We start from the raw sequence: 25,486 nt of genomic DNA, 5'->3' as shown, positions 1-25,486 counted from the left end.
CGGTGAAACGTCAGCTGCAGCCGCTGGTGGAGCCGCAGCCCTCGCAGACGTAGCAGCTACCGGCGGGCCGCATCTTCGTACCGCAGGTGAAGCAGAGCGGCGCGTCGGCGGCCTTGCCGATCACGGCCTCCAGCAGCTCGGTGCTGGAGCCCACCGACGGCGCCGGCTTGACGGCGGCGACCTCCGCGACCTCCTGCTTCGGCTGGACGACCGCCTTCGGCTCCGGCGCCTCGACCGGGGCGGAGGCGGCCATCGCGGTGAGGTCCGCACCGTTCGCCTCCGCCTCCGCCTCGGCCTGGAGCTGGGCGGCCCGCTCCTTGGCGGTGAAGATGCCCAACTCCGCGCGGCGCTCGTACGGCAGGAAGTCCAGGGCCAGGCGACGGAAGATGTAGTCCATCACCGAGGCCGCCATCCGCACGTCCGGGTCGTCGGTCATGCCGGCCGGCTCGAAGCGCATGTTGGTGAACTTGCTGACGTACGTCTCCAGCGGGACGCCGTACTGGAGACCGATGGAGATGGCCACCGAGAAGGCATCCATCACGCCGGCCAGGGTCGAGCCCTGCTTCGACATCTTGAGGAAGACCTCGCCGAGGCCGTCGTCGGGGTACGACGAGGCGGTGAGGTAGCCCTCGGCGCCACCGACCGAGAAGGAGATGGTCTCCGACGGGCGCTTCTTCGGCAGCCGCTTGCGCACCGGCCGGTATTCGACGACCTTCTCCACCACCTTCTCGACTCGGGCCGGGGCCTCGGTCGATGCGGCGGCCTTGTTCGGCTTGGCGGCCGACAGCGGCTGGCCCACCTTGCAGTTGTCCCGGTAGATCGCCAGCGCCTTGAGGCCGAGCTTCCAGCCCTCGAAGTAGATCTTCTCTACGTCCTCGACGGTCGCCTGCTCCGGCATGTTGACCGTCTTGGAGATGGCGCCGGAGATGAACGGCTGGACGGCCGCCATCATCCGCACGTGGCCCATCGGCGCGATGGACCGCTCGCCCATGGCGCAGTCGAAGACCGGGTAGTGCTCCGGCTTGAGGCCGGGGGCGTCGACCACGTGGCCGTGGTCGGCGATGTGCTCGACGATCGCCTCGACCTGCTCCTCCGGGTAGCCGAGGCTGCGCAGGGCGCGCGGCACGGTCTGGTTGACGATCTGCATCGAGCCGCCGCCGACCAGCTTCTTGAACTTGACCAGGGCCAGGTCCGGCTCGACACCGGTGGTGTCGCAGTCCATCATCAGGCCGATGGTGCCGGTCGGGGCAAGCACGCTGGCCTGCGAGTTCCGCCAGCCGTTCTTGTCACCGACCTTGTTGCCCAGGGTCCACTGCTTCGTGGCCTCCCGCTGGATGGCGGTGGCGACCGTGCCGGCCGGCTTGATCGCGTCGTTGGCGGCGGCGTGCTTGCGCATGACCCGCTTGTGCGCCTCGGCGTTGCGGGCGTAGCCGTCGTACGCGCCGACGATGCCGGCCAGCTCGGCCGAGCGGCGGTACGCCGTGCCGGTCATCAGCGAGGTGATCGCCGCGGCGACCTCCCGGCCCTGCGCCGAGTCGTACGGCAGGCCGGAGGCCATCAGCAGCGCGCCCAGGTTGGCGTATCCGATGCCGAGCTGCCGGTAGGCGCGGGTGGTCTCGCCGATCTTCTCGGTCGGGAAGTCGGCGAAGCAGATCGAGATGTCCATCGCGGTGATGACCAGCTCGACCGACTTGACGAACTTCGCCACCTCGAAGCTGCCGTCGGCGCGCATGAACTTCATCAGGTTCAGCGAGGCCAGGTTGCACGAGGAGTTGTCCAGGTGCAGGTACTCCGAACACGGGTTCGACGCGGTGATCCGCCCGGTCTCCGGGCAGGTGTGCCAGTCGTTGATGGTGTCGTCGTACTGCAGGCCGGGGTCGGCGCACTCCCAGGCGGCCTGGGAGATGGTCCGGAACAGCTTCTTGGCGTCGATCGTCTCGATGGTCTGCCCGTCGAGCCGGCCGCGCAGGTCGAAGCCGCCGCCGTTCTCCACCGCGGTCATGAACTCGTCGGAGACCCGGACCGAGTTGTTGGCGTTCTGGTACTGCACGCTGACGATGTCGGCGCCGCCCAGGTCCATGTCGAAGCCGGCGTCCCGGAGCGCGCGGATCTTGTCCTCCTCGCGCGCCTTGGTGATCACGAACTCCTCGATGTCCGGGTGGTCCACATCGAGGATGACCATCTTGGCCGCGCGCCGGGTGGCGCCGCCGGACTTTATGGTCCCCGCGGACGCGTCCGCGCCGCGCATGAAGCTGACCGGCCCGGAGGCGGTGCCGCCGGAGGAGAGCAGCTCCCGGGAGGAGCGGATCCGGGACAGGTTGACGCCGGAGCCGGAGCCGCCCTTGAAGATCAGCCCCTCCTCCTTGTACCAGTCGAGGATGGAGTCCATCGAGTCGTCGACGGCCAGGATGAAGCACGCGCTGACCTGCTGCGGCGACGGCGTGCCCACGTTGAACCAGACCGGCGAGTTGAAGCTGAACACCTGGTGCAGCAGCATCCAGGTCAGCTCGTGCGCGAAGACCTCCGCGTCGGCCGGGGTCGCGAAGTAGCCGTACTCCTCACCGGCGGTGCGGTAGGTGCCGACGACCCGATCGATCAGCTGCTTGAGCGACCACTCCCGCTCCGGGGTCCCCACCGCGCCCCGGAAGTACTTGGTGGTCACGATGTTGGCCGCGTTGACGGACCAGGACTCCGGGTACTCCACCCCGCGCTGCTCGAAGTTGATCGAGCCGTCCCGCCAGTTCGTCATCACGACGTCGCGGCGCTCCCAGGCGACCTCGTCGTAGGGGTGCACCCCCTCGGTCGTCCAGACCCGCTCGATCTTCAGCCCCGCCCCGGCCTTGTTCCGTGACTTGCTCGTCGTCACGACGTCGCCCCCCTCGATTGCGCGGTCACCCACCGCGCGTTCCAATCTGTCAGTAATCCGAAAGAATTCAGCTGGTCAGGCCGGCGGCCTCGACCGGCTCGTCGCCGGCCCGGGCCCGCGCGGCCGCGCGCAGCGTCTCGATCTCGCGCTCGAAGTCGGCGAGCGAGTCGAACGACCGGTAGACGCTGGCGAACCGCAGGTAGGCCACCTCGTCCAGGTCGCGCAGCGGCCCCAGGATGGCCAGCCCGACCTCGTGGCTGGGGATCTCGGCGGCCCCCTTGGCCCGCACGGTCTCCTCGACCTTCTGCGCCAGCAGCGCGATGGAGTCGTCGTCGACCGGCCGGCCCTGGCACGCCTTGCGCACCCCACCGATGATCTTGATGCGGCTGAACGGCTCGGTCACCCCGCTGCGCTTGACCACCGCGAGCACCGCCTCCTCGACGGTGGTGAACCGCTTGCCGCACTCCGGGCAGGCCCGCCGCCGCCGGATGAGCTGGCCGTCGTCGGCCTCCCGGGAGTCGACCACCCGAGAGTCGGCGTGCCGGCAGTACGGACACCGCATCGCCTGACCTCCTTCATCGACCGCGGGCACACCGACCGGCTCCGGGCACGCGTCACCGCGACGAGGCCATGTCGGATGGCTGACGCCGGGTTGACGGTACGGGAGTGCGTTCGGTAGTTGAACCCAACCTGTAGGCGACTTACGCCCGTGTGACTACTACATCTAGGGGTCGACCGTATGCCGTCGCCCTAGCGAGGTCAAGTTGGCCGGCGTGTCCGGCGCGTCATCAGAATCACTCACCCGTGCCACCCTTCCCAGGTCGCCGAAAGCCCAACGGCCGACACCTCGGAGGGTTACCGCCCGGCCTTGAACCGTCGCGATCCGTTGGAACACGCGTTCGAGAGCGACGTACCATTTACCAGAACAGGCGTTCGGAAATCCAGGATTTCACCGCGACACGCCGACAGCAGGTCGTACAGATGTTTGAAAATGGCTGATCTCACCTATACGGTCAACAACGACCGGACACGGCGTGTCGCGTCGAGCCGGTCGGCAGCACCAGCACCACCCGAGTACGCACCACGAGCCGCCAAGGCACCCAGCGCCGACCAGGGAGGACGGACGTGACCGAGGACCGGGCCAGCCGGCAGAAGAACCCGCAGCCGATCGACGGGGCGGGTCCGCCGGCGACCCGTCGACCCCGCACCGCGCGCACCCGGGCCGCACAGCCCGCCGTGCGCCCGGTCACGCCGGTGGTCAGCAGCTTCCCCGACCCGACCACGATCGACCTGACCGCCCGGCAACGCCGGATCCTGGAGTTCATCCGCACCTGGGTGGAGCGCCACGGCTACCCGCCGAGTGTGCGCGAGATCGGCGAGGCGGTCGGCCTGGTCTCGCCGTCCAGCGTCGCCTACCAGCTCAAGGAGCTGGAGAAGAAGGGCTTCCTGCGCCGCGACCCGAACCGGCCGCGCGCGGTGGACGTCCGCGCCCCCGGCGACGTGCTCGACGACGAGACCGCCCGCGCGCAGCGGCCCGCCCCGGCGTACGTGCCGATGCTGGGCCGGATCGCCGCCGGTGGCCCGATCCTCGCCGAGCAGGCGGTGGAGGACATCTTCCCCCTTCCCCGCGAGCTGGTGGGCGAGGGCGAGGTCTTCATGCTCCAGGTCAAGGGCGACTCGATGCTCGACGCCGCGATCTGCGACGGCGACTGGGTGGTCGTCCGGCAGCAGCCGAACGCCGAGGCCGGCGACATCGTGGCGGCGATGCTCGACGGCGAGGCGACCGTGAAGACCTACCGGCGCCGCGACGGGCACGTCTGGCTGATGCCGCAGAACCCGGCCTTCGACCCGATCCCGGGCGACGACGCCACCATCATGGGTCGCGTGGTCGCCGTGCTGCGCCGGATCTGACCTCCGAACGGGTGACCGCCACCTCGGCGGTCACCCGTGCCACGTCAGTAGCGGTCGCCCCGATACTCCCGACCGCCGCCGGACACCGGCCCGTACTGGCCCCGCTCGTCGTAGCCGCCGTGGCCCCGGCCGTTACGCGGGTCCCGGTAGTCCGGCTCGCCGCGGCGCGGCTCGGCACGCCCGCCGCCGTATCCGCCCCCGCCCTGGGGTCCGCCGCCGTGGCCGCCGCGTCCCTGCGGCGGGCGGTCGTACCCGCCACCGCCCTGCTGCGGGCCGCCACCGTAGACGCCGCCACCCTGCGGGCGGCCACCGCCCCGCTCGCCCCCGCCGTAGACGCCGCCACCACGACCGCCGCCGCCCTCCTGGGGCCGGCCGCCGCCGTACACGCCGCCGCCCGCCGGTCGGCCCGGAGCGCCGTTCCCCGGGCCGCCGCCGTAGGCACCACCGCCACCGCCGTGGCCGCCACCGCCGCCGTAGACTCCGCCGCTGGCGCCCCCGCCGTAGACCCCGCCGCCGCGCGGCGCGCTGTCGGGCCGGTCGCCCGGCGGGAAGGACCCGTCGCCGCGCTCTTCGGCCGGCTTCTCCGGCGCGGGCTTATGGCGGGCCCGCAGGATGCCGAAGATGCCGGCGCCGACCATCAGCGCGCCGATCACGCCGACCGCGGCGATCAGGTAGGTGATCTGGTCAAGCGTCAGCCCGTCGAGCCAGGACTTCTCGGCGGTCGCCTTGGTCACCTCCTTGCCAGGGTTCGGCAGCGCCTCCACGCCCTTGGTCGACGGGGTGTAGCTGAGGATGTCGACCGGTTCGGAGGCGTCGAGGAAACCGACGTCGGAGACGGTGACGAAGAGCTTGCCGTCCGGGGTGTAGGAGATGGCCTCGCCGAACAGGTCGGCGAGTGGGGTGACCCGGGGCTTGCCGGTGGTGATCGCCTTGACGATGTCGCCGCCGGCCACGTCGAACTCGAAGGCGTCGGCGTAGGTACGCAGGACGACCTTGGTGCCGTCGGGCGAGCGGGCGGCACCGGTGACCAGCAGCCGGCCCGGGGCGCCCATCTTGCTCTCGGTGCCGGTCTTGGGCAGAGTCACCTCGCCGACCTTCTTCATCGGCACCGGGTCGGTGTCGCCGCTCTTGAGCTTCGCCTCCGGCGTGAAGATCTCCGACTTGCCGGAGGTCTCCTTGGTGATGATCAACGGCAGGTTGTCGTCACCGATCAGCAGCGCCTCGGCGTCGTGCGGCTCTTTGCCGGGATAGGACAGGCGGTGCAGGACCGGCCTCTTGGACCCGTCGAGCGGCATGCTCCACACGGCGACCCGCTCCCGGCGGGTCTTGCTGGTGACGTTGTCGCCGGTGTCGGCGATCCAGAGCGTCTTGCCGTCCGGACCGAGCGCGAGGTCCTCGGTGTCGAACGGCCCGTCTTCGGAGTAGCGGACCGGCTCCTTCGAGATCTTGCACTTGGCGTCGAGGTAGAAGACCTTCTTGAGGCTGTCCTGCTCGCTGCCGTCGTTGATCACCACGTAGCCGCTGGTGGTGGCGACGAGGCCGGACAGCTCACGCAGCCGCTTGTCCTCGATCGTGCACTTCTTCTTGGGAGCCGCGGCCAGCGCGGAGGCCGTGACGGGAGCCGCCAGGGCGACCCCGGCCGGCGCCACGACCGCGCCGACCAGGCCGAGCGCGATCGTGACCGAGGAGACAGCATGCCGCATGGCGCCAAGTGTCGCACGCCTCGGGTTACGGGCGGGTGACGCCGGACGGCTCACCGGCCGACGCCGACCCGCTCTCCGCTGGCGAGCCGGTCCCCCGCCCGGTACGGCGCCAGTTCGGCGGCGAGCGCCTCGTTGACCCGTACGTGCAGCAGCGTGCCCTCGGGCAGGTGGGAGGTGCTCAGCACCTCGCCCTGCCGGTGCAGCCGGGCCACCAGGTCACCCCGGTCGTACGGGAGCACCGCGCGGACCTCGACCGCCGGGCGCGGCAGCCGCTGCTCGATCGCCTCGCGCAGCCCCTCGATCCCGCCCCCGTTGTGCGCGGAGACGAGGACCGCCTCGGGCCAGATCCGCTTGAGCCGCAGCAGGGTCTCCTCGTCGGCCGCGTCGGTCTTGTTGACCACCAGCAGCTCGGGCAGCCGGTCGGCGCCCACCTCGGCGAGCACCTCGCGGACCGCCCGCACCTGCTCCTCCGGGTTCGGGTGGGTGCCGTCGACCACGTGCACCACCAGGTCGGCGTCGGCGACCTCCTCGAGGGTCGAGCGGAACGCCTCGACGATCTGGTGCGGCAGGTGCCGGACGAACCCGACGGTGTCGGAGAGGGTGTAGAGCCGGCCGTCGGAGGTGGTGGCCCGGCGGGTGGTCGGGTCCAGGGTGGCGAACAGCGCGTTCTCCACCAGCACGCCCGCGCCCGTGAGCCGGTTGAGCAGGCTGGACTTGCCGGCGTTGGTGTAGCCGGCGATGGCCACCGCGGGCACCGCGTTGCGCGTCCGGCGGGCGCGCTTGGTCTGGCGTACCGTGGTCATGCTCTTGATCTCGCGGCGCAGTCGGGCGATCCGGTGCCGGATCCGGCGCCGGTCGGTCTCGAGCTTGGTCTCACCGGGGCCGCGCAGGCCCACGCCACCGCCGGCGCCGCCGCCGCGGCCGCTACCACCGGTCTGCCGGGAGAGCGTCTCACCCCAACCGCGCAGTCGCGGCAGCAGGTATTCGAGCTGGGCCAGCTCGACCTGAGCCTTACCTTCGCGGCTCTTGGCGTGCTGGGCGAAGATGTCGAGGATCAGCGCCGTCCGGTCGACCACCTTGACCTTGGTGCGCTGCTCCAGGTTGCGCAGCTGCGACGGGGACAGCTCACCGTCGCAGATCACCGTGTCGGCGCCGGTGGAGAGCACCACCGCGCCCAGGTCGTCGACCTTGCCCCGACCGACGTACGTGGCCGGGTCGGGCCGGTTGCGGCGCTGGATCAGCCCCTCGAGCACCTGCGAGCCGGCCGTCTCGGCCAGCGCCGCCAGCTCGGTGAGGCTGTTCTCCGCGTCCTCCTGGGTCCCCTCGGTCCAGACGCCCACCAGGACGACCCGCTCCAGCCGCAGCTGGCGGTATTCGACCTCGGTGATGTCGGTGAGCTCGGTGGAGAGGCCGGGGACCCGCCGCAGCGCCTGCCGCTCCGACAGCTCGTACTCGCCGGTGGTGGCGTCGAGCTCGTCGTCCTCGAAGGGTACGTAGGTCTCCTGGTCTCGCAAACTGCGTCTCCTGTCCGTTCTGTCCGCTGCCGAGGGATTTTCGGCGCGTACGAGCAATCCTGACATGTGGCAACGCCGGATGCACCTGCTATATGCCCGTGGCCATACCCACCAGTAGCGGGGCCGGCTGCCGGGCAAACTCGACGAGCGAGTAGAAATGCCTGGCGAACCGCAGTGATGACGGAGGAGTTTTCGTGGCCATCAGCCGACTGCCGAGTGCCGGATTCTCGATAACGATCCGGATCGCGGTACCCGCCGACGCCTCCTCCATCGGCCGACTGACCACGGCGGCGGGCGAGGCCGGCGCCATCGTCACCGCGCTCGACGTGGTCGACTCCGACCCGGCGCACGTGATCGTCGACCTCACCTGCGACACCGCCGACGCCAACCACGCCGACCAGGTGGTCGAGGCGCTGACCGCGCTGGAGGGGGTGGACGTCCGCAAGGTCTCCGACCGGACGTTCCTGCTGCACCTCGGCGGCAAGATCGAGGTCAGCTCGAAGGTGGCGCTGCGCACCCGCGACGAGCTGTCCCGCGCGTACACCCCGGGGGTGGCCCGGGTCTGCCAGGCGATCGCCGAGAACCCAGCCGACGCCCGCCGGCTCACCATCAAGCGCAACACGGTCGCCGTGGTCAGCGACGGCTCGGCCGTGCTCGGCCTGGGCAACCTCGGGCCGGCCGCCTCACTGCCGGTGATGGAGGGCAAGGCGGCGCTGTTCAAGCGCTTCGGCGGGGTGGACGCCTGGCCGGTGGTGCTGGACACCCAGGACACCGACGAGATCGTGGCGATCGTCAAGGCGATCGCGCCCGCGTACGGCGGGATCAACCTGGAGGACATCGCGGCGCCGCGCTGCTTCGAGATCGAGGCCCGGCTGCGCGAGGCGCTGGACATCCCGGTCTTCCACGACGACCAGCACGGCACCGCGATCTGCGTGCTCGCCGCGCTGACGAACGCGCTGCGCGTCGTGGGCAAGCAGCTCGCGGACGTCCGGGTGGTCGTCTCCGGCGCCGGCGCGGCCGGCACGGCGATCATGAAGCTGCTGCTCCGGCAGGGTGTGGGCGACATCATCGCGTGCGACCGCCAGGGCGCCCTGCACCGCGGGCTGACCGACCTCAACCCGGCCTGGCAGTGGCTGGCCGAGCACACCAACAAGGACAACTACGCGGGCGACCTGCGCGGGGCGGTCGAGGGCGCGGACGTGTTCATCGGGGTGAGCGCGCCGAACCTGCTCACCGGCGACGACATCGCCACCATGGCCAAGGACGCCATCGTCTTCGCGCTGGCCAACCCGGATCCGGAGGTGGACCCGCGGGAGGCGCGCAAGTACGCCGCGGTGGTCGCCACCGGTCGCTCCGACCAGCCGAACCAGATCAACAACGTGCTCGCCTTCCCGGGCGTCTTCCGCGGCATGCTGGACGCGCACGCGGAGGAGTTCACCGAGGAGATGGCGATCGCGGCGGCCCGGGCCATCGCGGACGTGGTCGGCGAGGACAAGATCAACCCGACGGTGATCGTGCCGAGCGTCTTCGACGCCCGGGTCGCCCCGGCGGTTGCGGCGGCCGTCCGCGCCGCCGCGCAGAACCCGGGCGCCATGCCGCCCCCGGCCGCCGACCCGGGTCCCGCCGACCTCCCCGAGATCGCCGCCGAGGCCAGCGCCATCCCCTGACCGACCCGCCCCTCTTGGGTGCGTTTCTTGCCGCTACGCGACAACCAACGCACCCAAGACGCGCCACCGGCCGCCGATCATGACCTTGGCCGCGCCAATCCGGACAAAACCCTCAGCCAACCTCATGATCGCCGACGGCGGCCGTGTTGACCAAGGGGTTTGGGTCGTCAGGGCGCGGGATGGGGACGCAAACTTCTTGATCAACCCGACCTGGGCGGTGGGGCGAAGCGGGGGGGGCGGTCAGGGGAGCAGGGTGGAGAGGGTGACAGTGCCGGTGGCGATGAGGACGGCGGGGCCGGAGAGCCAGCAGGAGTCGTCGGTCACGGTCACCGTGAGGCGGCCGCCGGGAACGTCCACGGCCATGGTGCCGGTGTCCCGGCCGGCGTCCCGCAGGGCCACCGCGGCCACGGCACAGGCCCCGGTGCCGCAGGAGAGCGTCTCGGCGGAGCCCCGCTCGTAGACCCGCATCCGCACGTGCCCGTCGGTGCCGGCGACCGGCTCACCGGGGGCGGTGAACTCGACGTTCACCCCGCCGGGGAAGACCGCCGGATCCACGTCGGGCGCCCGGGTGAGATCCAGGCCGGCCAGCTCCAGGGCGGCGGGCAGGGCGCAGACCAGGTGCGGGTTGCCCACGTCCACCGCCGCGCCGGTCAGGGTCAGTCCGCCCAGGGCGGCGGTGGCCGTGTCGTACACCCGGGGGCGGCGCATCTCGACGGCGATGGCCTCCCCCTCGACCCGCGCGTGCACGACGCCGGCCCGGGTGGCCACCGGCAGCGCCGCACCGGACGGGGTGGCCAGCCCGGTCTCCAGCAGGTAGCGCACGAAGACCCGGGCGCCGTTGCCGCACATCTCCGCGAACGAGCCGTCGGAGTTCCAGTAGTCCATGAACCACTCGGCCTCACCGGCCAGGGCCGCGCCCTCCGGGTGCTTGGCGGCCCGCACCACCCGCAGCACGCCGTCCCCGCCGATCCCGCGCCGCCGGTCGCAGAGCGCGGCGACCAGGCCCGGCGTCAGGTCGAGCGCCCCGTCCGGGTCGGGCAGGATGACGAAGTCGTTGCCGGTGCCGTGGCCCTTGGTGAACTCCACGCCCCCATCATTCCCGATGCTCGGCGACCACCCGCAGCGCAGTGTCGAGAAACGAAGGCGAGGCCGAGTCCAGCCAGTGGATCCGCGGGTCGCGCCGGAACCAGGACCGCTGCCGCCGGACGAACCGGCGGGTGGCCCGAATCGTCTCGGCGTGCGCCTCGACCTCGGTCAGCTCCCCGGCCAGGAACCGCAGCACCTGCTGGTAGCCGAGGGCCCGGCTGGCCGTACGCCCCTCGGGCAGGCCGCGGCCGACCAGCGTCTGCGTCTCGGCCACCAGCCCGTCGGCCCACATCCGGTCGACCCGCACCGCGATCCGCTCGTCCAGCAACGCGGTATCCAGGTCCACGCCGAGCTGCACGGACGGGTAGTACGGCGTGGGCTCGGGCAGTGAGGCGGTGAACGGCGCCCCGGTCAGCTCGATCACTTCGAGTGCCCGGACGATCCGCCGCCCGTTGGTCGGCAGGATGCCGGCCGCCGCCACCGGGTCGGCCGCCTGCAGCCGGGCGTACAGCGGGGCCGGGCCGGCCACCACCAGCTCCGCCTCCAGCCGCTCCCGCACCGCCGGGTCGGTGCCGGGGAACTCGAACTGCTCCAGCACCGCCCGCACGTACAGGCCGGAGCCGCCGACCAGCAGCGGCACCTTCCCGCGGGCCAGGATGTCGTCGACCGCGGCGCGGGCCAGCCGCTGGTACTCGGCGACGCTGGCCGGCTCGGTCACCTCCCAGATGTCGAGCAGGTGGTGCGGCACGCCGTCGCGCTCGGCCGGGGTCAGCTTGGCGGTGCCGATGTCCATGCCCCGATAAAGCTGCATCGAGTCGGCGTTGACCACCTCGCCGTCGAGGGCGTGCGCGAGGGCGATGCTCAGCGCCGACTTCCCGGCCGCGGTCGGACCGACCACGGCCACCACCGGGCCGGTCACCGCTGCTCCCGGTCCCAGTTCGCCACGAAGTAGGAGACCCCGTAGGGGGCCTGGTAGTAGCCCAGGTCACCGCGCCAGTCGCCGCCGGCCGCGCGGACCGCGCCGGCCAGCACCTGCCAGGGTGCCCGCCCGGCGACCTTCAGCTCCGCGGACCGTACCGGGTCCAGGCCGAGCAGGGCCGCGGCGTCCGCGCCGGCCAGGGCCCGGGCCACCCCGTCGTCGTACGCCTCGGCGCGCGGGTCGTCGTAGCCGGGTGCCCTGGTGCCCCGGCACGCCGATCCGTCCCCCAGCACCAGCACCGCGGTACGCCGCTCGGACTCGTCGGCGAGGGCCGCCCCGAGCTCGGCGCACTCCGCGGGCGTCGCGCCCTCGGCGACCGACCGGGCCAGCCGGGGCAGCTCGGTGCCGGTCCGGCCGACCAGCCAGGCGCCGACGGTGAGGCTCAGCGGCAGGACCTCCGCCCCGGAGCAGGCCGCCGGCCACAACCGCACCGGCCGGTCGAGGCCGTAGCCGCGCAGCGACCCCGAGTCGGCGGAGCCGAAGACCCTGCTCTCCGGCCCGCCGCCCACCAGCAGGATCACCTCGGGAGCGGCGGCGAGCAGCCGGGCCAGGGCGACGTCGGCCGCGGCGCGGAGGTCGTCCAGCTCACCGGCGGCGGCGCCGGCCAGTTCGGACACGATCAGGGGCGGATGGGGGCAGACGGCGGCGGCGACCAGAGGCACGGGTCCAACCTATCCGTCCCCCCGGTGCGTCCCCGCGCCGATCCGGTCATCGGGGCCCTACGACACCGTATGGTCACGGTCGACGACAGGCGCTCGACACGGACCGGGTCGGACCTGTGACAATGCCGGAAGTAACTTTGCTGCGCCGTGGCGGCGATCGCGGGACCTCCCGTCGACGCCGGGAGAACGAGGATGGGCACATGAGCGACTGGACTGCCTTCGGACGGGTGGACGAGGACGGCACCGTCTACGTCAAGACCGCCGATGGCGAGCGGGTGGTCGGATCCTGGCAGGCGGGAGCCCCCGAGGAGGGGCTGGCCCACTTCGCCCGGCGGTTCGCTGATCTGGTGACGGAGGTGGACCTGACCGAGGCCCGGCTCAACTCGGGCGCGGCGGACGCCGGCCACTCGCTGACCACGATCAAGCGGATCCGCGCCTCGCTGGCCGAGGCACACGTGGTCGGCGACATCGACGCGCTGGCCGCGCGCCTGGACAAGCTGGCCGCGACGGCCGAGGAGAAGGCCGGCGAGGCCAGGGCGGCCCGGGACGCTGCCCGGAGCGAGGCGCTGGCCCGCAAGACCGCCCTGGTGGACGAGGCGGAGAAGCTGGCCGCCGAGTCGACCGGCTGGAAGACCGCCGGGGACCGGCTCAAGGAGATCCTCGACGAGTGGAAGACCATCCGCGGGGTCGACAAGAAGACCGACGGTGAGCTGTGGAAGCGGTTCGCCGCCGCCCGGGACGGCTTCACCCGCCGGCGGGGCGCCCACTTCGCCTCCCTCGACCAGCAGCGCAAGCAGGCGCAGTCGATCAAGGAGGAACTGGTCACCGAGGCCGAGAAGCTCAAGGAATCCACCGACTGGGCCGTCACCGCCAACCAGCTCAAGGACCTGATGGCCCAGTGGAAGTCCGCACCGCGGGCGTCCAAGGAGGCCGAGCAGAAGCTCTGGGAACGGTTCCGGGCGGCGCAGGACGAGTTCTTCACCCGGCGCAGTGAGGTCTTCTCGGCGCGGGACAACGAGCAACGCGCCAACCTGGAGCGCAAGCAGGCCCTGCTCGCCGAGGCCGAGGGGCTCGACATCGACGGCGACCCGAAGGGCGCCCAGGCGAAGCTGCGGGACATCCAGGCGCAGTGGCACGAGGCCGGCCGGGTGCCCCGGGAGGCCGCCGCCGGGCTGGAGCGCCGGCTGCGCGTCGTGGACGAGAAGGTCCGCGAGGTGATGGACTCGGCGTGGCGGCGTACCACCAAGGAGGACAGCCCGCTGCTGGCCCAGATGCGTACGCAGGTCGCCGAGGCCGAGGAGCGGCTGGCCCGGGCGCAGGCCGCCGGCGACACCCGGCGGATCAAGGAGGCCGAGCAGGCGCTCGCCTCGAAGCGGCAGTTCCTCCAGCTGGCCGAGCAGGCCAGCTGACCTGAGCACAGCCGGGAGCCCCCGGTCCCCCACGGGACCGGGCGCTCCCGGCTGTCCCGGTCTCCCTGCGCCCTGCGCCCTGCGCCCTGCGCCCTGCGCCCTGCGCCAAGACCATGCTCGAACCGGGAAGTAGTGGCATCAACGCGAGCCGGAGGCCACTCGATCCAGGATCGAGCGCGATCTTGCGGATGGAACGCCGCGGGACGAGGCGGGAAAGCGCCTTCTCGGCAGGGTTAGGGCGGGTGGTTGACGCATCGAGGTGGGCTGATCAGAATGGCGGCAGAGCCAGGTCGAGCTCCGGCGCGAGGGCACCGACGGCGAGTCCGCCGTCGCGGGTCGCCGGTGATCCCCCACGAGTGGCCGTCCACGTGACACGGCCCGTCGCGGCTGTCCGCGTACTCGATGACGAGCGGGCCGTCTCCCTTGGTCCTTCCGCCCGCGGCGCCTGCGCGGCGCGGGCATCCGAAGTGGAGCTCGCATGCACCGACCCACCGCCCTCGGCGGTGCCCTCGTGGCGCTCGCCACCGCCGCGGCCGGCGTCTTCGTCGCCGCCGCCGTCAGCACCGCCCCGGCCGCCGCCGCCGTCGCCGGGACCGGCACCGGTTACCTGCACACCAGCGGCAACAAGATCGTCGACAGCACGGGTGCCACGGTCCGGCTGACCGGCATCAACTGGTTCGGCATGGAGACCGACAACAAGACCTTCCACGGTCTGTGGTCGAGCAACCCGTGGCGCAGCCAACTCGACACCATGGCCCGGCTGGGCTACAACACGCTGCGCGTCCCGTACTCGAACGACGCCTTGAAGCCGGGCGCCACGGCCACCGGAATCAACGACTACGTCAACCCGGACCTGGTCGGGCTCTCCCCGCTGCAGATCCTCGACAAGGTCATCGACTATGCCGGCGGCAAGGGGATGCGGATCATCCTGGACCGCCACCGGCCCACCTCGGCCGGCCAGTCGCCGCTCTGGTACACCTCCACCGTCTCCGAGGCCACCTGGATCGCCGACTGGAAGACCCTCGCCCGGCGGTACGCGAACAACCCCACGGTGATCGGCGCCGACCTGCACAACGAGCCGCACGCCGAGGGCACCAACCCGGCCGCCACCGGCGCCTGCTGGGGCTGCGGCGTCACCGCCCGCGACTGGCGGCTGGCCGCCGAGCGGGCCGGCAACGAGATCCTCGCGGTGCAGCCGAACTGGCTGATCTTCGTGGAGGGGGTGAGCTGCCCCAGCGGCGGCCTGTCGAACGTCTGGGACGGCGACCCGAGCAACGACGAGGACTGTGGCTGGTGGGGCGGAAACCTGTCCAAGGCCGGGCAGTTCCCGGTCCGGCTGAACGTGGCCAACCGGCTGGTCTACTCCCCGCACGAGTACGCGACGTCCGTCTACCGCCAGGCCTGGTTCGACGACCCGACGTACCCGGCGAACATGCCGGCGATCTGGGACCGGTACTGGGGCTACCTCCACAAGCAGAACATCGCGCCGATCATGATGGGCGAGTTCGGCACCACGCTCCAGGACCCGAAGGACCGGGTGTGGCTGCAGAACCTGATGGCCTACACCGGGACCGGGGTGAACGGGATGTCCTTCACCTACTGGTCGTGGAACCCGAACTCGGGTGACACCGGCGGCATCGCGAACGACGACTGGACCACGATCAACCAGGCCAAGCAGGACATCCTCCAGCCGTACCTGATCCCGCCCGTGGGTGGCGGGGGCGGCCCGAGCCCGACACCCACCGGATCGTCCTCGCCGCCGCCGGCGACCGGCGCCTGCACGGCCGGCTATCAGCAGGTGAACGCGTGGCAGGGCGGCTTCCAGGGCGAGTTGACCGTGCGGAACAGCGGCACCGGCGCGGTGAACCCGTGGTCGGTGACCTGGACCTGGCCGGCCGGGGTCACCCTGGCCAGCGGCTGGAACGCGACCGTCACCCAGTCCGGCGCGACCGTCACCGCCGCCGCCCCGGACTGGGCGAGGTCGCTCGCGCCGGGCGCCTCGGTGACCATCGGCTTCACCGCCAACGGCACGGCCGCCACCCCCGCCGCCGTGAAACTCAACGGCACGGCCTGCTGAGGCCCGACCCCCGCCGGGACCGGTCGGGGCTCCGCCGTCCGGCGGGGCCCCGATCGGGTCAGTGGGCGGCGCAGCCGGTCGCGGGCGTGGGCACCGCGGCCGGCGCGCCGATCGTGGGCAGCCCCAGCAGCACGCCCGGGGTACGCGGGGCGCGCCCCGCCTCGGCGGCGTCGCCGGCCCGGGTACGCCGGTGCGACAGCGGCTCGCCGTCGGCGTTGAGGTGGTGCGGCGCGGCGTACGTGACGGTGGTGTGCACCATGTCGCCGGGGCGGATCTGCCCGGCCAGGCTTCCCGCGTCGAAGTGCACGAGGCGGCCGTCCCGGGCCCGGCCGGACATCCGGCCGGTGCGCTCGTCCTTGCGTCCCTCGCCGACGGCGACCAGCACCTCGACGGTCTCCCCCACGAGCTTCTTGTTCTCCGCCCAGGTGATCTCCTCCACCGTGGCGATCAGCCGCTCGTACCGCTCCTGCACGACCTGCTTGGGGAGCTGGCCGTCCATGGTCGCGGCCGGGGTGCCGGGGCGCTTGGAGTACTGGAAGGTGAACGCCGAGGCGAACCGGGCCTCGCGGACCACGTCGAGGGTCCGCTCGAAGTCGGCGTCGGTCTCGCCGGGGAAGCCGACGATGATGTCCGTGGTGATCGCCGCGTCCGGCATGGCCGCCCGGACCTTCTCGATGATGCCCAGGTATCGCTCCGACCGGTACGAGCGGCGCATGGCCCGCAGCACGTCGTCGGAGCCCGACTGCAACGGCATGTGCAGCGAGTGGCAGACGTTCGGCGTTTCGGCCATCGCGGCGATCACGTCGTCGGTGAAGTCCTTCGGGTGCGGGCTGGTGAACCGGACCCGCTCCAGGCCCTCGATGTCGCCGCAGGCGCGCAGCAGCTTGCCGAACGCGTACCGGTCGCCGAACTCCACGCCGTAGGAGTTGACGTTCTGCCCGAGCAGGGTCACCTCCAGCACGCCCTCGTCGACCAGGGCGCGCACCTCGGAGAGGATGTCGCCGGGGCGGCGGTCCTTCTCCTTGCCGCGCAGCGACGGCACGATGCAGAACGTGCAGGTGTTGTTGCAGCCCACGGAGATCGACACCCAGCCGGCGTACGTCGACTCGCGCCGGGTGGGCAGCGTGGAGGGGAAGACCTCGAGCGACTCGAGGATCTCCACCTCGGCGGCGGCGTTGTGCCGGGCCCGCTCCAGCAGGACCGGCAGCGAGCCGATGTTGTGCGTGCCGAAGACCACGTCCACCCAGGGGGCCTTGCGGACGATCTCGCCGCGGTCCTTCTGAGCCAGGCAGCCGCCGACCGCGATCTGCATCCTGGGGTGCTTGTCCTTCACGGGGCGCAGATGACCGAGGTTGCCGTAGAGCCGGTTGTCCGCGTTCTCCCGGACGGCGCAGGTGTTGAACACCACCACGTCGGGCTGCTCGTCGGCCCCGGCGGCGCGCACGTAACCGGCCTGTTCGAGCAGGCCGGAGATGCGCTCGGAGTCGTGCACGTTCATCTGGCAGCCGTACGTGCGCACCTGGTAGGTACGCGGGCTGCCTGCGGCTGCGGTAGTCATGACCCGGACAGCGTATCCGGGCCGAAGCCCGGCACCCCACCCACCGCCCGGGCCTGACCCCGCCGGCCCGGCCGTGCCGGGTCCGGGTCAGGCGGCGGCGAGCGCGGGGGCGACCGAGTCGGGGGCCCAGCGCGAGCGATGGCACTGCGACCAGCCCCGGCACCCGGGGTGGGCGACGGTGCAGAGCCGCTGGTCGCTGAGCACCTCGCCCTCGTCGGTCTCGACCACGTCGAAGTGCACGGGACGGATCGTGCCGTCCGGGGCGACCAGCAGGTGCCGTCCGGCGTCGAGGGTGTCGTCGCGCATCAGGCAGTTGCGGTCCAGCAGCCGGGCCAGCGCCGCGATGCTGGGCAGCTCGGGCAGGCGCTCGGGCACCCCGTAACAGTCGACCATGGTGCCGTACACCCCCGGCGCCTCCCAGACGTCACAGACCACCGCGTACGCGGGCAGTCGGGCCGGGTCGGCGACGGCGAGGGGCATCACCACCCGGCCGAGCGCCTCGGCCAGCGCCGGGTAGACCTCCACGGGCGCCGCGCCGTCAATTCTCCAGTTCCACAGCTCGGCCATGCCGCCTCCTCGCTGTGCTCGTCCCACCGGCCTCCGGATCGGGCCTTACTGACGATGGTGGGGTGCATTTGACCTCAGCCGGGGGCAAGTTACCGGTCTGTGACCATTCCGGGCAAAATTTCCTCGAGCGTCATCGCTTCGAGTAGCGGGAAGATGACAGTTTATCGGGTATGGTGCCCCGTCCGGGAGACCGACATGGCGGTCAGCTGACCCGGATCAGGTGCTCGCTCGCGGGCAGCAGCTCGCCGATCACCGTGCCGCCGGGGATCTCGCCCGCCACCAGCAGCCCGCCGGAGGTCTGCGCGTCGGCCAGCAGCAGCCGCTCCCCCTCGTCGAGGCCGCCGAAGTCGGTCCACGGGGTCACCCAGTCCAGGTTCCGGCGGGTGCCGCCGCTGACGTACCCGTCCCGCAGCGCCTCCCGGGCGCCGGGCAGGTAGGGCACGGCCGCGGCGTCGATGGCGATGGTGAGCCGGCTGGCCCGGGCCAGCTTCGAGGCGTGCCCGAGCAGCCCGAACCCGGTGACGTCGGTGCCGCAGCGGATGCCGGCGGCGATCGCCGCCCGGGCCGCGTCCCGGTTGAGCCGGGTCATCGAGGCGACCGCCTCCGGGAACCGCTCCCCGGTCCGCTTGTGCCGGCTGTTCAGCACCCCGACGCCGAGCGGCTTGGTCAGCGACAGCGGCAGGCCGGCCCGGCCGGCGTCCAGGGTGATGAGTTCCTCCGGCCGCACCACGCCGCTGACCGCGAGGCCGTACTTCGGGCCGTCATCGTCCACGCTGTGCCCGCCGGCCAGGTGGCAGCCGGCCTCCCGGGCCACGTCCTGGCCGCCACGCAGCACCTCCCGGGCCAACTCCACCGGCAGCACCTCCCGGGGCCAGCAGAGCAGGTTGAGTGCGACCAGTGGGGTGCCGCCCATGGCGTACACGTCGGAGAGCGCGTTGGTCGCGGCGATCCGGCCCCAGTCGTACGCGTCGTCCACCACCGGGGTGAAGAAGTCCGCCGTGCTCACCAGGCCGGTCCGCTCGTCCAGCCGGACCACCGCGGCGTCATCGCCGTGGTCCAGGCCGACCAGCAGGTCGGCGGTGCCGGCGGCCGGGCCGAGCCCGGCGACCATGGCCTCCAACTCGCCGGGCGGAATCTTGCAGGCGCAGCCGCCGCCGCGGGCGTAATCGGTCAGCCGGAGCGGATGGGTCATCCCCACATGATCTCCGCGCGGTGCCCGGTCCGCCACCGGAGCGGGCCGGTACGTGGCAGAAATCGGACTCCCCGGTACGTGGGCGACCGGTGTTACCTCACTGTGACCGTTCGAGTTGCGTTCCGCCATGTGGCCCCGCCTAGAGTTGCCCAACCGGGGGTCGACCGACCCCGCTTATCTCCACGGACAGGGACGGTGGACGACGTGACGACGGGCGAACCGCTCATCGTGCTCGACGGGGTCAACAAGTGGTTCGGCCCGCTGCACGTGCTCGACGACGTCTCGCTCTCCGTCGGCAGGGGTGAGGTGGTCGTGGTGATCGGCCCCTCCGGCTCCGGCAAGTCGACGCTCTGCCGGACGATCAACCGGCTGGAGCCGATCAGCTCGGGCACCATCACCTTCGACGGGCAGCCGCTGCCGGCCGAGGGCAAGGCGCTGGCGAAGCTGCGCAGCGAGGTCGGCATGGTCTTCCAGTCGTTCAACCTCTTCGCGCACAAGACCATCCTGGAGAACGTCACGCTCGGCCCGGTCAAGGTCCGCAGGGAGAAGCCGACCGCCGCCCGCGAGCGCGGCCTGGCCCTGCTCGACCGAGTCGGCATCGCCAACCAGGCCGACAAGTACCCCGCCCAGCTCTCCGGCGGCCAGCAGCAGCGGGCGGCCATCGCCCGTGCGCTGGCCATGCAGCCCAAGGCGATGCTCTTCGACGAGCCGACCAGCGCGCTCGACCCGGAGATGGTCGGCGAGGTGCTGGACGTGATGACCTCGCTGGCCCGCGACGGCATGACCATGGTGGTGGTCACTCACGAGATGGGCTTCGCCCGGCACGCGGCCAACCGGGTGATCTTCATGGCCGACGGTCAGCTGGTCGAGGACGCACCGCCGACGGAGTTCTTCGCGAACCCGCGCAGCGAGCGGGCGAAGGACTTCCTCTCCAAGATTCTCACGCACTAGGCATTCGTAGTGGAGCGCGCCGTCCCCCGGCGGCTTCTGTCGAAAAAGGAGATGAGTATGCGCATGAAGCGTATGGCGGCGGTCGCCGCCGCGGCCGCCCTGGCGCTCGGGATGACCGCCTGCGGTGACGACAAGGGCGACGAGGGCACCGGCTCGGGCAGCAAGTCGTTCGCCGCCGGAAGCACCATGGAGCGGCTGTACAAGGCCCAGAAGATCAAGGTCGGCACCAAGTTCGACCAGCCGGGCTTCGGCCTGAAGGGCCTGTCGGGCAAGCCGGAGGGCTTCGACGTCGAGGTCGCGAAGATCATCGTCAAGGAACTCGGCATCCCCGAGGACAAGATCGAGTACGTCGAGACGCCGTCGAAGGTCCGCGAGGACAAGATCGTCGACGGCAGCGTCGACCTGGTCGCCGCGACGTACACGATCAACGACAAGCGCAAGGAGCGCATCGCCTTCGCCGGGCCGTACTACGAGGCCGGCCAGAACATCCTGGTGAAGAAGGACGACACCACGATCACCGGGCCGGACTCGTTCCAGGACGGCACCAAGAAGGTCTGCTCGGTCACCGGCTCCACCCCGGCTGAGGAGATCAAGAAGCACGTCAAGGACGTGGCCACCCAGCTGGTGCTCTTCGACACCTACGACAAGTGCCGCGACGCCCTCAAGGGCGGCCAGGTGGACGCGGTGACCACGGACAACGTGATCCTGCTCGGCTACGTCGCCAAGGACGAGGCGTCCTTCAAGCTCGCCGGCGAGAACTTCACCAAGGAGCCGTACGGCATCGGCGTGAAGAAGGAGGACACCGACTTCCGGAACTTCATCAACGACGTCCTGGAGAAGGCCATGCAGGACGGCCGTTGGAAGAAGGCCTGGGACGACACCGCCGGCAAGTTCGGCGCGCAGCTGGGCGCGGCCCCGACCATCAACCGCTACTGATCTGATCGTTCGATCTGGAGGGTGGGGAGGAACACCGACCCGTGAGTGTGCTCATCGACAAGTTCGACGTGTTTGCGGGTGGTTTCTGGCTCACCCTCCAGATCTGCGTACTCGCCGCGATCGGCGCCCTGGTCCTGGGCGCCGTCGTGGCGGTGCTCCGGATCTCCCCGGTGCCGCCGCTCCGCGCCGTCGGCACCGCCTACGTGAACATCTTCCGGAACATGCCGCTGACCGTGGTGATGTTCTTCGCCGCCTTCGGCCTGCCGGCGCTGGGCTCCAACGCGGACTTCCTGCGGATCCCCGGCCTGGACGCGGTCTTCAGGCGGCTCAGCACCGACCTGCCGTACTTCCGCTTCGCGCTGATCGCCCTGGTGCTCTACACCGCGGCGTTCGTCTGCGAGGCGCTGCGGTCCGGGGTGAACGCGGTGCCGCCCGGTCAGGCCGAGGCTGCCCGCTCGCTCGGTCTCACCTTCGGCCAGAACCTGCGCTACGTGGTGCTGCCGCAGTCCTGGAAGGCGTCGGTGGTGCCGCTCGGTTCGGTGATCATCGCGATGATCAAGAACTCCGCGCTGGTGGGCTTCTTCGGCGTCGTCGGTGACCTGTCCCAGACCGCCGACCAGCTCACCTCGGCCGAGGGCTATGCCTTCATCCCGGTCGCCATCGGCATCTCCATCGGCTACCTGATCATGACGGTGCCGCTGGGTGCCCTGCTCGACCGGATCGAGAAGCGACAGGCGGTGGCCCGATGAGTCAGCAGAACAGCGTCCTGTACGACGTCCCCGGCCCCCGGCAGCGACGGATCACCCTGATCGGCAGCCTGGTCGCCACCGTCGTGGTGCTCGTCGGGGCGTACTTCCTGATCTACCGGCCGCTGTCCGACAAGGGCCAACTCTCGATGGAGCTGTGGGGCCCGCTGGTCGACCCCGCCAACGAGAACTTCTCCCAGGTCTGGGACCGGATCGGGCTCGGCCTGAAGAACACCCTGATCGCCGCCGCCCTGGCCATCGTGTCCTCGCTGGTCGTGGGGACCCTGATCGCCGTGCTGCGGATCCAGCTCAAGAGCCTGACCCGACGGCGCTTCACCGGGCTGGCCACACCGGTGGCGTACCTGCTGCGCGGGCTGAGCGTGCTGCTGTCGGCGGTGACCCGGGTCTGCGTCGAGGTGTTCCGGGGGCTGCCCGTCGTCATCACGATCTTCTTCGTGGCGCGCGGCTTCCCCGAGTTCGGCATCTCGTGGGACAACCTCTGGTACCTGGTCATCGGTCTGACCATCTACAACTCGGTGGTGATCGCCGAGATCATCCGCTCCGGCATGGAGGGGCTGCCCGGCGGCCAGGCGGAGGCCGCCGCCGCGATCGGCCTCTCCCCGTTGCAGACCACCCGGATGATCCTGCTGCCGCAGGCGTTCCGGATCATGCTCCCGGCGCTGATCAGCCAGCTCGTCGTGGTGCTCAAGGACACCTCGCTCGGCTTCATCATCAGCTACGAGGAGACGCTCAACATCGGCAAGCAGATCATCGGCGTGCTGGGCAACCCGATCCAGGTCTACGTCGTGATCGCCGTGCTCTTCATCGCGGTGAACTACTCGCTGTCGAAGCTGGCCCAGTACGTCCAGCACCGCCTCTCCCGCGGCCGCAAGACGGCCGGCACGCCGGCACAGAACCTGCCGCCCGCGGCGATCATGTCGCAGTCCGAAAGCACCGGCCACGGTCTCTGACCGACGACCGCGAGAAGGGCCGGCCCGGGTTACCGGGCCGGCCCTTCTGTGTAGCTGGGGATCAGCGGGCGATCTCGGTGACCCGGGACTCGCGGACCACCGTCACCCGGATCTGGCCCGGATAGGTCAGCTCCTCCTCGATCTGCTTGGCCACGTCCCGGGCCAGCACCGCCGCGCCGATGTCGTCGACGTCCTCCGGCTTGACCATCACCCGGATCTCCCGGCCCGCCTGCATGGCGAAGACCTTCTCCACGCCGAGCTTGCCGGCCGCGATCTCCTCGATCCGCTCCAGCCGCTTGACGTACGCCTCCAGGCTCTCCCGCCGCGCCCCCGGCCGGCCACCGGAGCAGGCGTCGGAGGCCTGGGTGAGGACCGCCTCGATGGTCTGCGGCGGCACCTCGTTGTGGTGCGCCTCGATGGCGTGCACCACGTCCTCGCTCTCGCCGTACTTGCGGGCCAGGTCCGCGCCGATGATGGCGTGGCTCCCCTCCACCTCGTGGGTGAGCGCCTTGCCGATGTCGTGCAGGAACGCGCAGCGCTTGATCGTCGGCACGTCCAGCCGCAGCTCGGCGGCCATGATCCCGGCGATGTGCGCGGTCTCCACCAGGTGCTTGAGCACGTTCTGCCCGTACGACGTCCGGTAGCGCAGCCGGCCCAGCAGGCTGACCAGCTCCGGGTGGATCTCGGTGATGCCGACCTCGACCAGGGCGTCCTCGGCGGCCCGGTGGCAGAGCTCCTCCACCTCGTGCCGGGCCTGGTCGTAGACCTCCTCGATCCGGTGCGGGTGGATCCGGCCGTCCAGCACCAGCTTCTCGAGGGTGAGCCGGCCGACCTCCCGGCGTACCGGGTCGAAGCAGGAGAGCAGCACCGCCTCGGGGGTGTCGTCGATGATCAGGTTGACCCCGGTGACCGACTCGAAGGCGCGGATGTTGCGCCCCTCCCGGCCGATGATCCGCCCCTTCATCTCGTCGCCCGGCAGGTGCAGGACACTCACCACGCTCTCCGCGGTCTGCTCGCTGGCGACCCGCTGGATGGCGTCCACGACGATGTGCCGGGCCCGCTGCTCGGCGGTGCTGCGGGCGTCCGACTCGATGTCCCGGACCAACAGGGCGGCCTCCCGCTTGGCCTGGCTCTCGATCGACTCGACCAGCTCGACCCGGGCCGCCTCGGCGGTCAGCCCGGCGACCCGCTCCAGTTCGCGGCGGCGCTGCTCCTCCACCTCGGTGAGGGCCTGCTCCCGCTCGGCCAGCGCGGCCTCCCGGGCGGCCAGGGCGGCGCTGGCGGCCGTGAGCTGCCGTTCCCGCTCGGCGAGCCGCTCCACCTCCTCGGTGTGCAGCCGCTCCCGCTCATCCATCCGGGTGGCCCGGCGCTCGACCTCGGCCGCCTGCTCGCGGGTGGTCGCGGCGAGCACCGCCACCTCCCGCTCGCCGCTGCGCCGGGCGGCGCTGCGGAGCCGCTCGGCGTCCGCCTCGGCCTGCTTGTGCGCCCGCTCCAGCACCGTGTCGGCCTCGGCGCGGGCGTCGTCCAGGACCCGCCGGGCCTCGGCCCGGGCCGCCTTCGCCTCGGCCTTCGCGGCGGCCGCCTCGGCCCGGGCCGCCGCAGCGGCCGACTTCGCCACGTCGGCGGTGCTGTTCGCATCGTCGGCGGCGCTGCGCAGGGCCGCCAGCGACTGCTCCTGGCGATCCTTCTCGGCGATGAAGGCCGGGTCCTCCGGGGTGGGCGTGACACTGAGCCGGCGCAGGGTACGCGCGCCGAGCAGGACGGCACCGACCACCACGGCGGCGAGCAGCAGCACCAGCACGAGGATGACGGCCTCGAACGCGCTCATGCCGCTCCGCCCCGTCCGGCCCGGCCGGCCACGGCTGCGCCGACGGTCAGGCTGCTGCGGTCAGCGCGGGCCCGGATGCCTGCGGACGGCCCGCCGAGGGCCCACGGAGGATCACCGGTGAACCTGTCCCGCCCCACCATGGCCGCCTCCCCTGAACGTCGGCGCCGCAGCCCGCGCGCCGACGGCACACGCCTGCGGCTCTGGACGCCCGACCGGAGCGGCTGGCCGTGGGTAGCTTTCCGTCGACGGTGCCCGTGGAGAGCATCGCCGGCGTCCGGTTGCAGTTGTCGGTAGCACCGGACCGGCGGTCCGGTGCTGCCGTCAAGGCCGGTGAAGCTGGCCCAAAGTGATGCGGTTCTGTTACGCGTTCTATGTTGTGCGCTTAGCCTGCGCTGGTCGGGCAATGTGAGCCTGTATGGCGAGGCTAGGTCTCCGGGGGCCGTTCGGTCAAGAACTCATGATCAAACCACCCGGACGGAGAGAAGTTGCGGCATCACCCAGCGCTGATCAGATGCCGGACACGGCCGGACAAACCCCACGCCGCGCGAGCTCCCCGATCACCCTCCCGACCTGCTCAGGGCCCTCACGAGGCAGGTCCCACCCACCCTCCGCTCAGCACCGCACGCCACTCGGCGTCGTCGCGAGGGCAGGCCACAACTTCTCCGAAAGAGTGGTCTTGCGGCGGCGGAAGGCCACACTCTCAGGGAAGTCGTGCCGACCTTGGCGACCCGCGGCCCGCGGGCGCCGGCCCGCACCGCCTCCGCTGATCGGACGCTCCTATGCCGCGTCAAGTGGCTGGGGTGGGTTTTCGAGGCGTCGGTAGAGCTCTCGGGCGATGTAGCGCTTGAGGCAGCGTTTGATCT

At 71.4% G+C, this 25,486-nt stretch carries 19 protein-coding genes; 8 read left to right on the top strand and 11 right to left on the bottom strand.

Annotated elements, in window-relative coordinates:
- Nucleotides 1-10: 10 nt before the first annotated feature.
- Both ACFYM6_RS17165 and nrdR read right to left on the bottom strand, forming a co-directional pair.
- Nucleotides 11-2,884: a vitamin B12-dependent ribonucleotide reductase gene (locus tag ACFYM6_RS17165; RefSeq protein WP_387276874.1), complete on the bottom strand. Its 2,874-nt coding sequence runs from the start codon at nucleotides 2,882-2,884 to the stop codon at nucleotides 11-13.
- A 49-nt stretch (nucleotides 2,885-2,933) separates the two neighbouring features.
- Entirely contained in the window at nucleotides 2,934-3,428 is a 495-nt protein-coding gene (gene nrdR / locus ACFYM6_RS17160; protein ID WP_387276483.1) for a transcriptional regulator NrdR, read from the bottom strand.
- A 563-nt stretch (nucleotides 3,429-3,991) separates the two neighbouring features.
- Here nrdR and lexA point away from each other — a divergent pair.
- The gene (lexA, locus tag ACFYM6_RS17155) at nucleotides 3,992-4,777 is read left to right on the top strand and encodes a transcriptional repressor LexA (RefSeq protein ID WP_387276481.1); all 786 of its coding nucleotides are present in this window, start codon (nucleotides 3,992-3,994) and stop codon (nucleotides 4,775-4,777) included.
- 44 nt (nucleotides 4,778-4,821) lie between these two features.
- On the opposite strand, the gene ACFYM6_RS17150 is transcribed toward lexA, so the two are convergent.
- Together ACFYM6_RS17150 and hflX are read right to left on the bottom strand one after the other, a co-directional pair.
- On the bottom strand, nucleotides 4,822-6,480 hold the full coding sequence (locus tag ACFYM6_RS17150) for a hypothetical protein (protein WP_387276479.1): 1,659 nt from the start codon (nucleotides 6,478-6,480) through the stop codon (nucleotides 4,822-4,824).
- A gap of 50 nt (nucleotides 6,481-6,530) precedes the next feature.
- Nucleotides 6,531-7,994, bottom strand: a complete 1,464-nt coding sequence (gene hflX / locus ACFYM6_RS17145; protein ID WP_387276477.1) for a GTPase HflX — start codon at nucleotides 7,992-7,994, stop codon at nucleotides 6,531-6,533.
- A gap of 194 nt (nucleotides 7,995-8,188) precedes the next feature.
- Between hflX and ACFYM6_RS17140 the strand changes: the two genes are divergently transcribed.
- A complete protein-coding gene (locus ACFYM6_RS17140) occupies nucleotides 8,189-9,661 on the top strand; it encodes an NAD-dependent malic enzyme (protein WP_387276475.1) in 1,473 nt (490 codons plus the stop codon).
- 240 nt (nucleotides 9,662-9,901) lie between these two features.
- Here the strand turns inward: ACFYM6_RS17140 and dapF are convergent, their stop codons facing one another.
- Genes dapF through ACFYM6_RS17125 form a run of 3 tightly spaced genes read right to left on the bottom strand, consistent with a single transcriptional unit; the run spans nucleotide 9,902 to nucleotide 12,388 of the window.
- Nucleotides 9,902-10,747 carry a diaminopimelate epimerase gene (dapF, locus tag ACFYM6_RS17135; protein WP_387276473.1) on the bottom strand — a complete coding sequence of 282 codons (846 nt, stop codon included), beginning with the start codon at nucleotides 10,745-10,747 and terminating at the stop codon, nucleotides 9,902-9,904.
- Between the two features lie 7 nt (nucleotides 10,748-10,754).
- A complete protein-coding gene (gene miaA / locus ACFYM6_RS17130) occupies nucleotides 10,755-11,684 on the bottom strand; it encodes a tRNA (adenosine(37)-N6)-dimethylallyltransferase MiaA (protein ID WP_387276873.1) in 930 nt (309 codons plus the stop codon).
- A complete protein-coding gene (locus ACFYM6_RS17125) occupies nucleotides 11,663-12,388 on the bottom strand; it encodes a hypothetical protein (RefSeq protein WP_387276471.1) in 726 nt (241 codons plus the stop codon). Before ACFYM6_RS17125 ends, miaA begins: the two co-directional genes overlap by 22 nt.
- 200 nt (nucleotides 12,389-12,588) lie before the next feature.
- On the opposite strand from ACFYM6_RS17125, the gene ACFYM6_RS17120 reads away from it, so the two are divergent.
- Nucleotides 12,589-13,797, top strand: coding sequence for a DUF349 domain-containing protein (locus tag ACFYM6_RS17120; protein WP_387276469.1), 1,209 nt, complete (start codon nucleotides 12,589-12,591; stop codon nucleotides 13,795-13,797).
- A 478-nt stretch (nucleotides 13,798-14,275) separates the two neighbouring features.
- A complete protein-coding gene (locus ACFYM6_RS17115) occupies nucleotides 14,276-15,874 on the top strand; it encodes a cellulase family glycosylhydrolase (RefSeq protein WP_387276467.1) in 1,599 nt (532 codons plus the stop codon).
- Nucleotides 15,875-15,932: 58 nt separating this feature from the next.
- On the opposite strand, the gene miaB is transcribed toward ACFYM6_RS17115, so the two are convergent.
- The 3 genes from miaB to selD form a co-directional block, all read right to left on the bottom strand.
- Nucleotides 15,933-17,432: a tRNA (N6-isopentenyl adenosine(37)-C2)-methylthiotransferase MiaB gene (gene miaB / locus ACFYM6_RS17110; protein ID WP_387276465.1), complete on the bottom strand. Its 1,500-nt coding sequence runs from the start codon at nucleotides 17,430-17,432 to the stop codon at nucleotides 15,933-15,935.
- Between the two features lie 87 nt (nucleotides 17,433-17,519).
- The gene (locus ACFYM6_RS17105; RefSeq protein ID WP_387276463.1) at nucleotides 17,520-17,999 is read right to left on the bottom strand and encodes a hypothetical protein; all 480 of its coding nucleotides are present in this window, start codon (nucleotides 17,997-17,999) and stop codon (nucleotides 17,520-17,522) included.
- Between the two features lie 202 nt (nucleotides 18,000-18,201).
- Nucleotides 18,202-19,191, bottom strand: a complete 990-nt coding sequence (gene selD, locus ACFYM6_RS17100) for a selenide, water dikinase SelD (RefSeq protein ID WP_387276461.1) — start codon at nucleotides 19,189-19,191, stop codon at nucleotides 18,202-18,204.
- Between the two features lie 195 nt (nucleotides 19,192-19,386).
- On the opposite strand from selD, the gene ACFYM6_RS17095 reads away from it, so the two are divergent.
- From ACFYM6_RS17095 to ACFYM6_RS17080, 4 genes are read left to right on the top strand one after another with little or no spacing between them, the layout of a single operon-like run.
- Nucleotides 19,387-20,142: an amino acid ABC transporter ATP-binding protein gene (locus tag ACFYM6_RS17095; RefSeq protein ID WP_387276459.1), complete on the top strand. Its 756-nt coding sequence runs from the start codon at nucleotides 19,387-19,389 to the stop codon at nucleotides 20,140-20,142.
- A 57-nt stretch (nucleotides 20,143-20,199) separates the two neighbouring features.
- Nucleotides 20,200-21,078 carry a glutamate ABC transporter substrate-binding protein gene (locus ACFYM6_RS17090; protein WP_387276457.1) on the top strand — a complete coding sequence of 293 codons (879 nt, stop codon included), beginning with the start codon at nucleotides 20,200-20,202 and terminating at the stop codon, nucleotides 21,076-21,078.
- Nucleotides 21,079-21,119: 41 nt separating this feature from the next.
- Complete coding sequence (locus ACFYM6_RS17085) at nucleotides 21,120-21,827, top strand: amino acid ABC transporter permease (RefSeq protein WP_387276455.1); 708 nt, start codon at nucleotides 21,120-21,122, stop codon at nucleotides 21,825-21,827.
- On the top strand, nucleotides 21,824-22,795 hold the full coding sequence (locus tag ACFYM6_RS17080) for an amino acid ABC transporter permease (RefSeq protein ID WP_387276453.1): 972 nt from the start codon (nucleotides 21,824-21,826) through the stop codon (nucleotides 22,793-22,795). The genes ACFYM6_RS17085 and ACFYM6_RS17080 overlap by 4 nt, the downstream gene beginning before the upstream one ends.
- A gap of 61 nt (nucleotides 22,796-22,856) precedes the next feature.
- Here the strand turns inward: ACFYM6_RS17080 and rny are convergent, their stop codons facing one another.
- Nucleotides 22,857-24,623: a ribonuclease Y gene (gene rny, locus ACFYM6_RS17075; RefSeq protein ID WP_387276451.1), complete on the bottom strand. Its 1,767-nt coding sequence runs from the start codon at nucleotides 24,621-24,623 to the stop codon at nucleotides 22,857-22,859.
- Between the last annotated feature and the right edge of the window lie 863 nt (nucleotides 24,624-25,486).

It is taken from the genome of Micromonospora sp. NPDC006431 (genome assembly GCF_042870725.1).
Classification (GTDB): domain Bacteria; phylum Actinomycetota; class Actinomycetes; order Mycobacteriales; family Micromonosporaceae; genus Micromonospora.
Note: the sequence above shows the minus strand (reverse complement) of the source record. Positions and strands in the feature narration are given on the sequence as shown.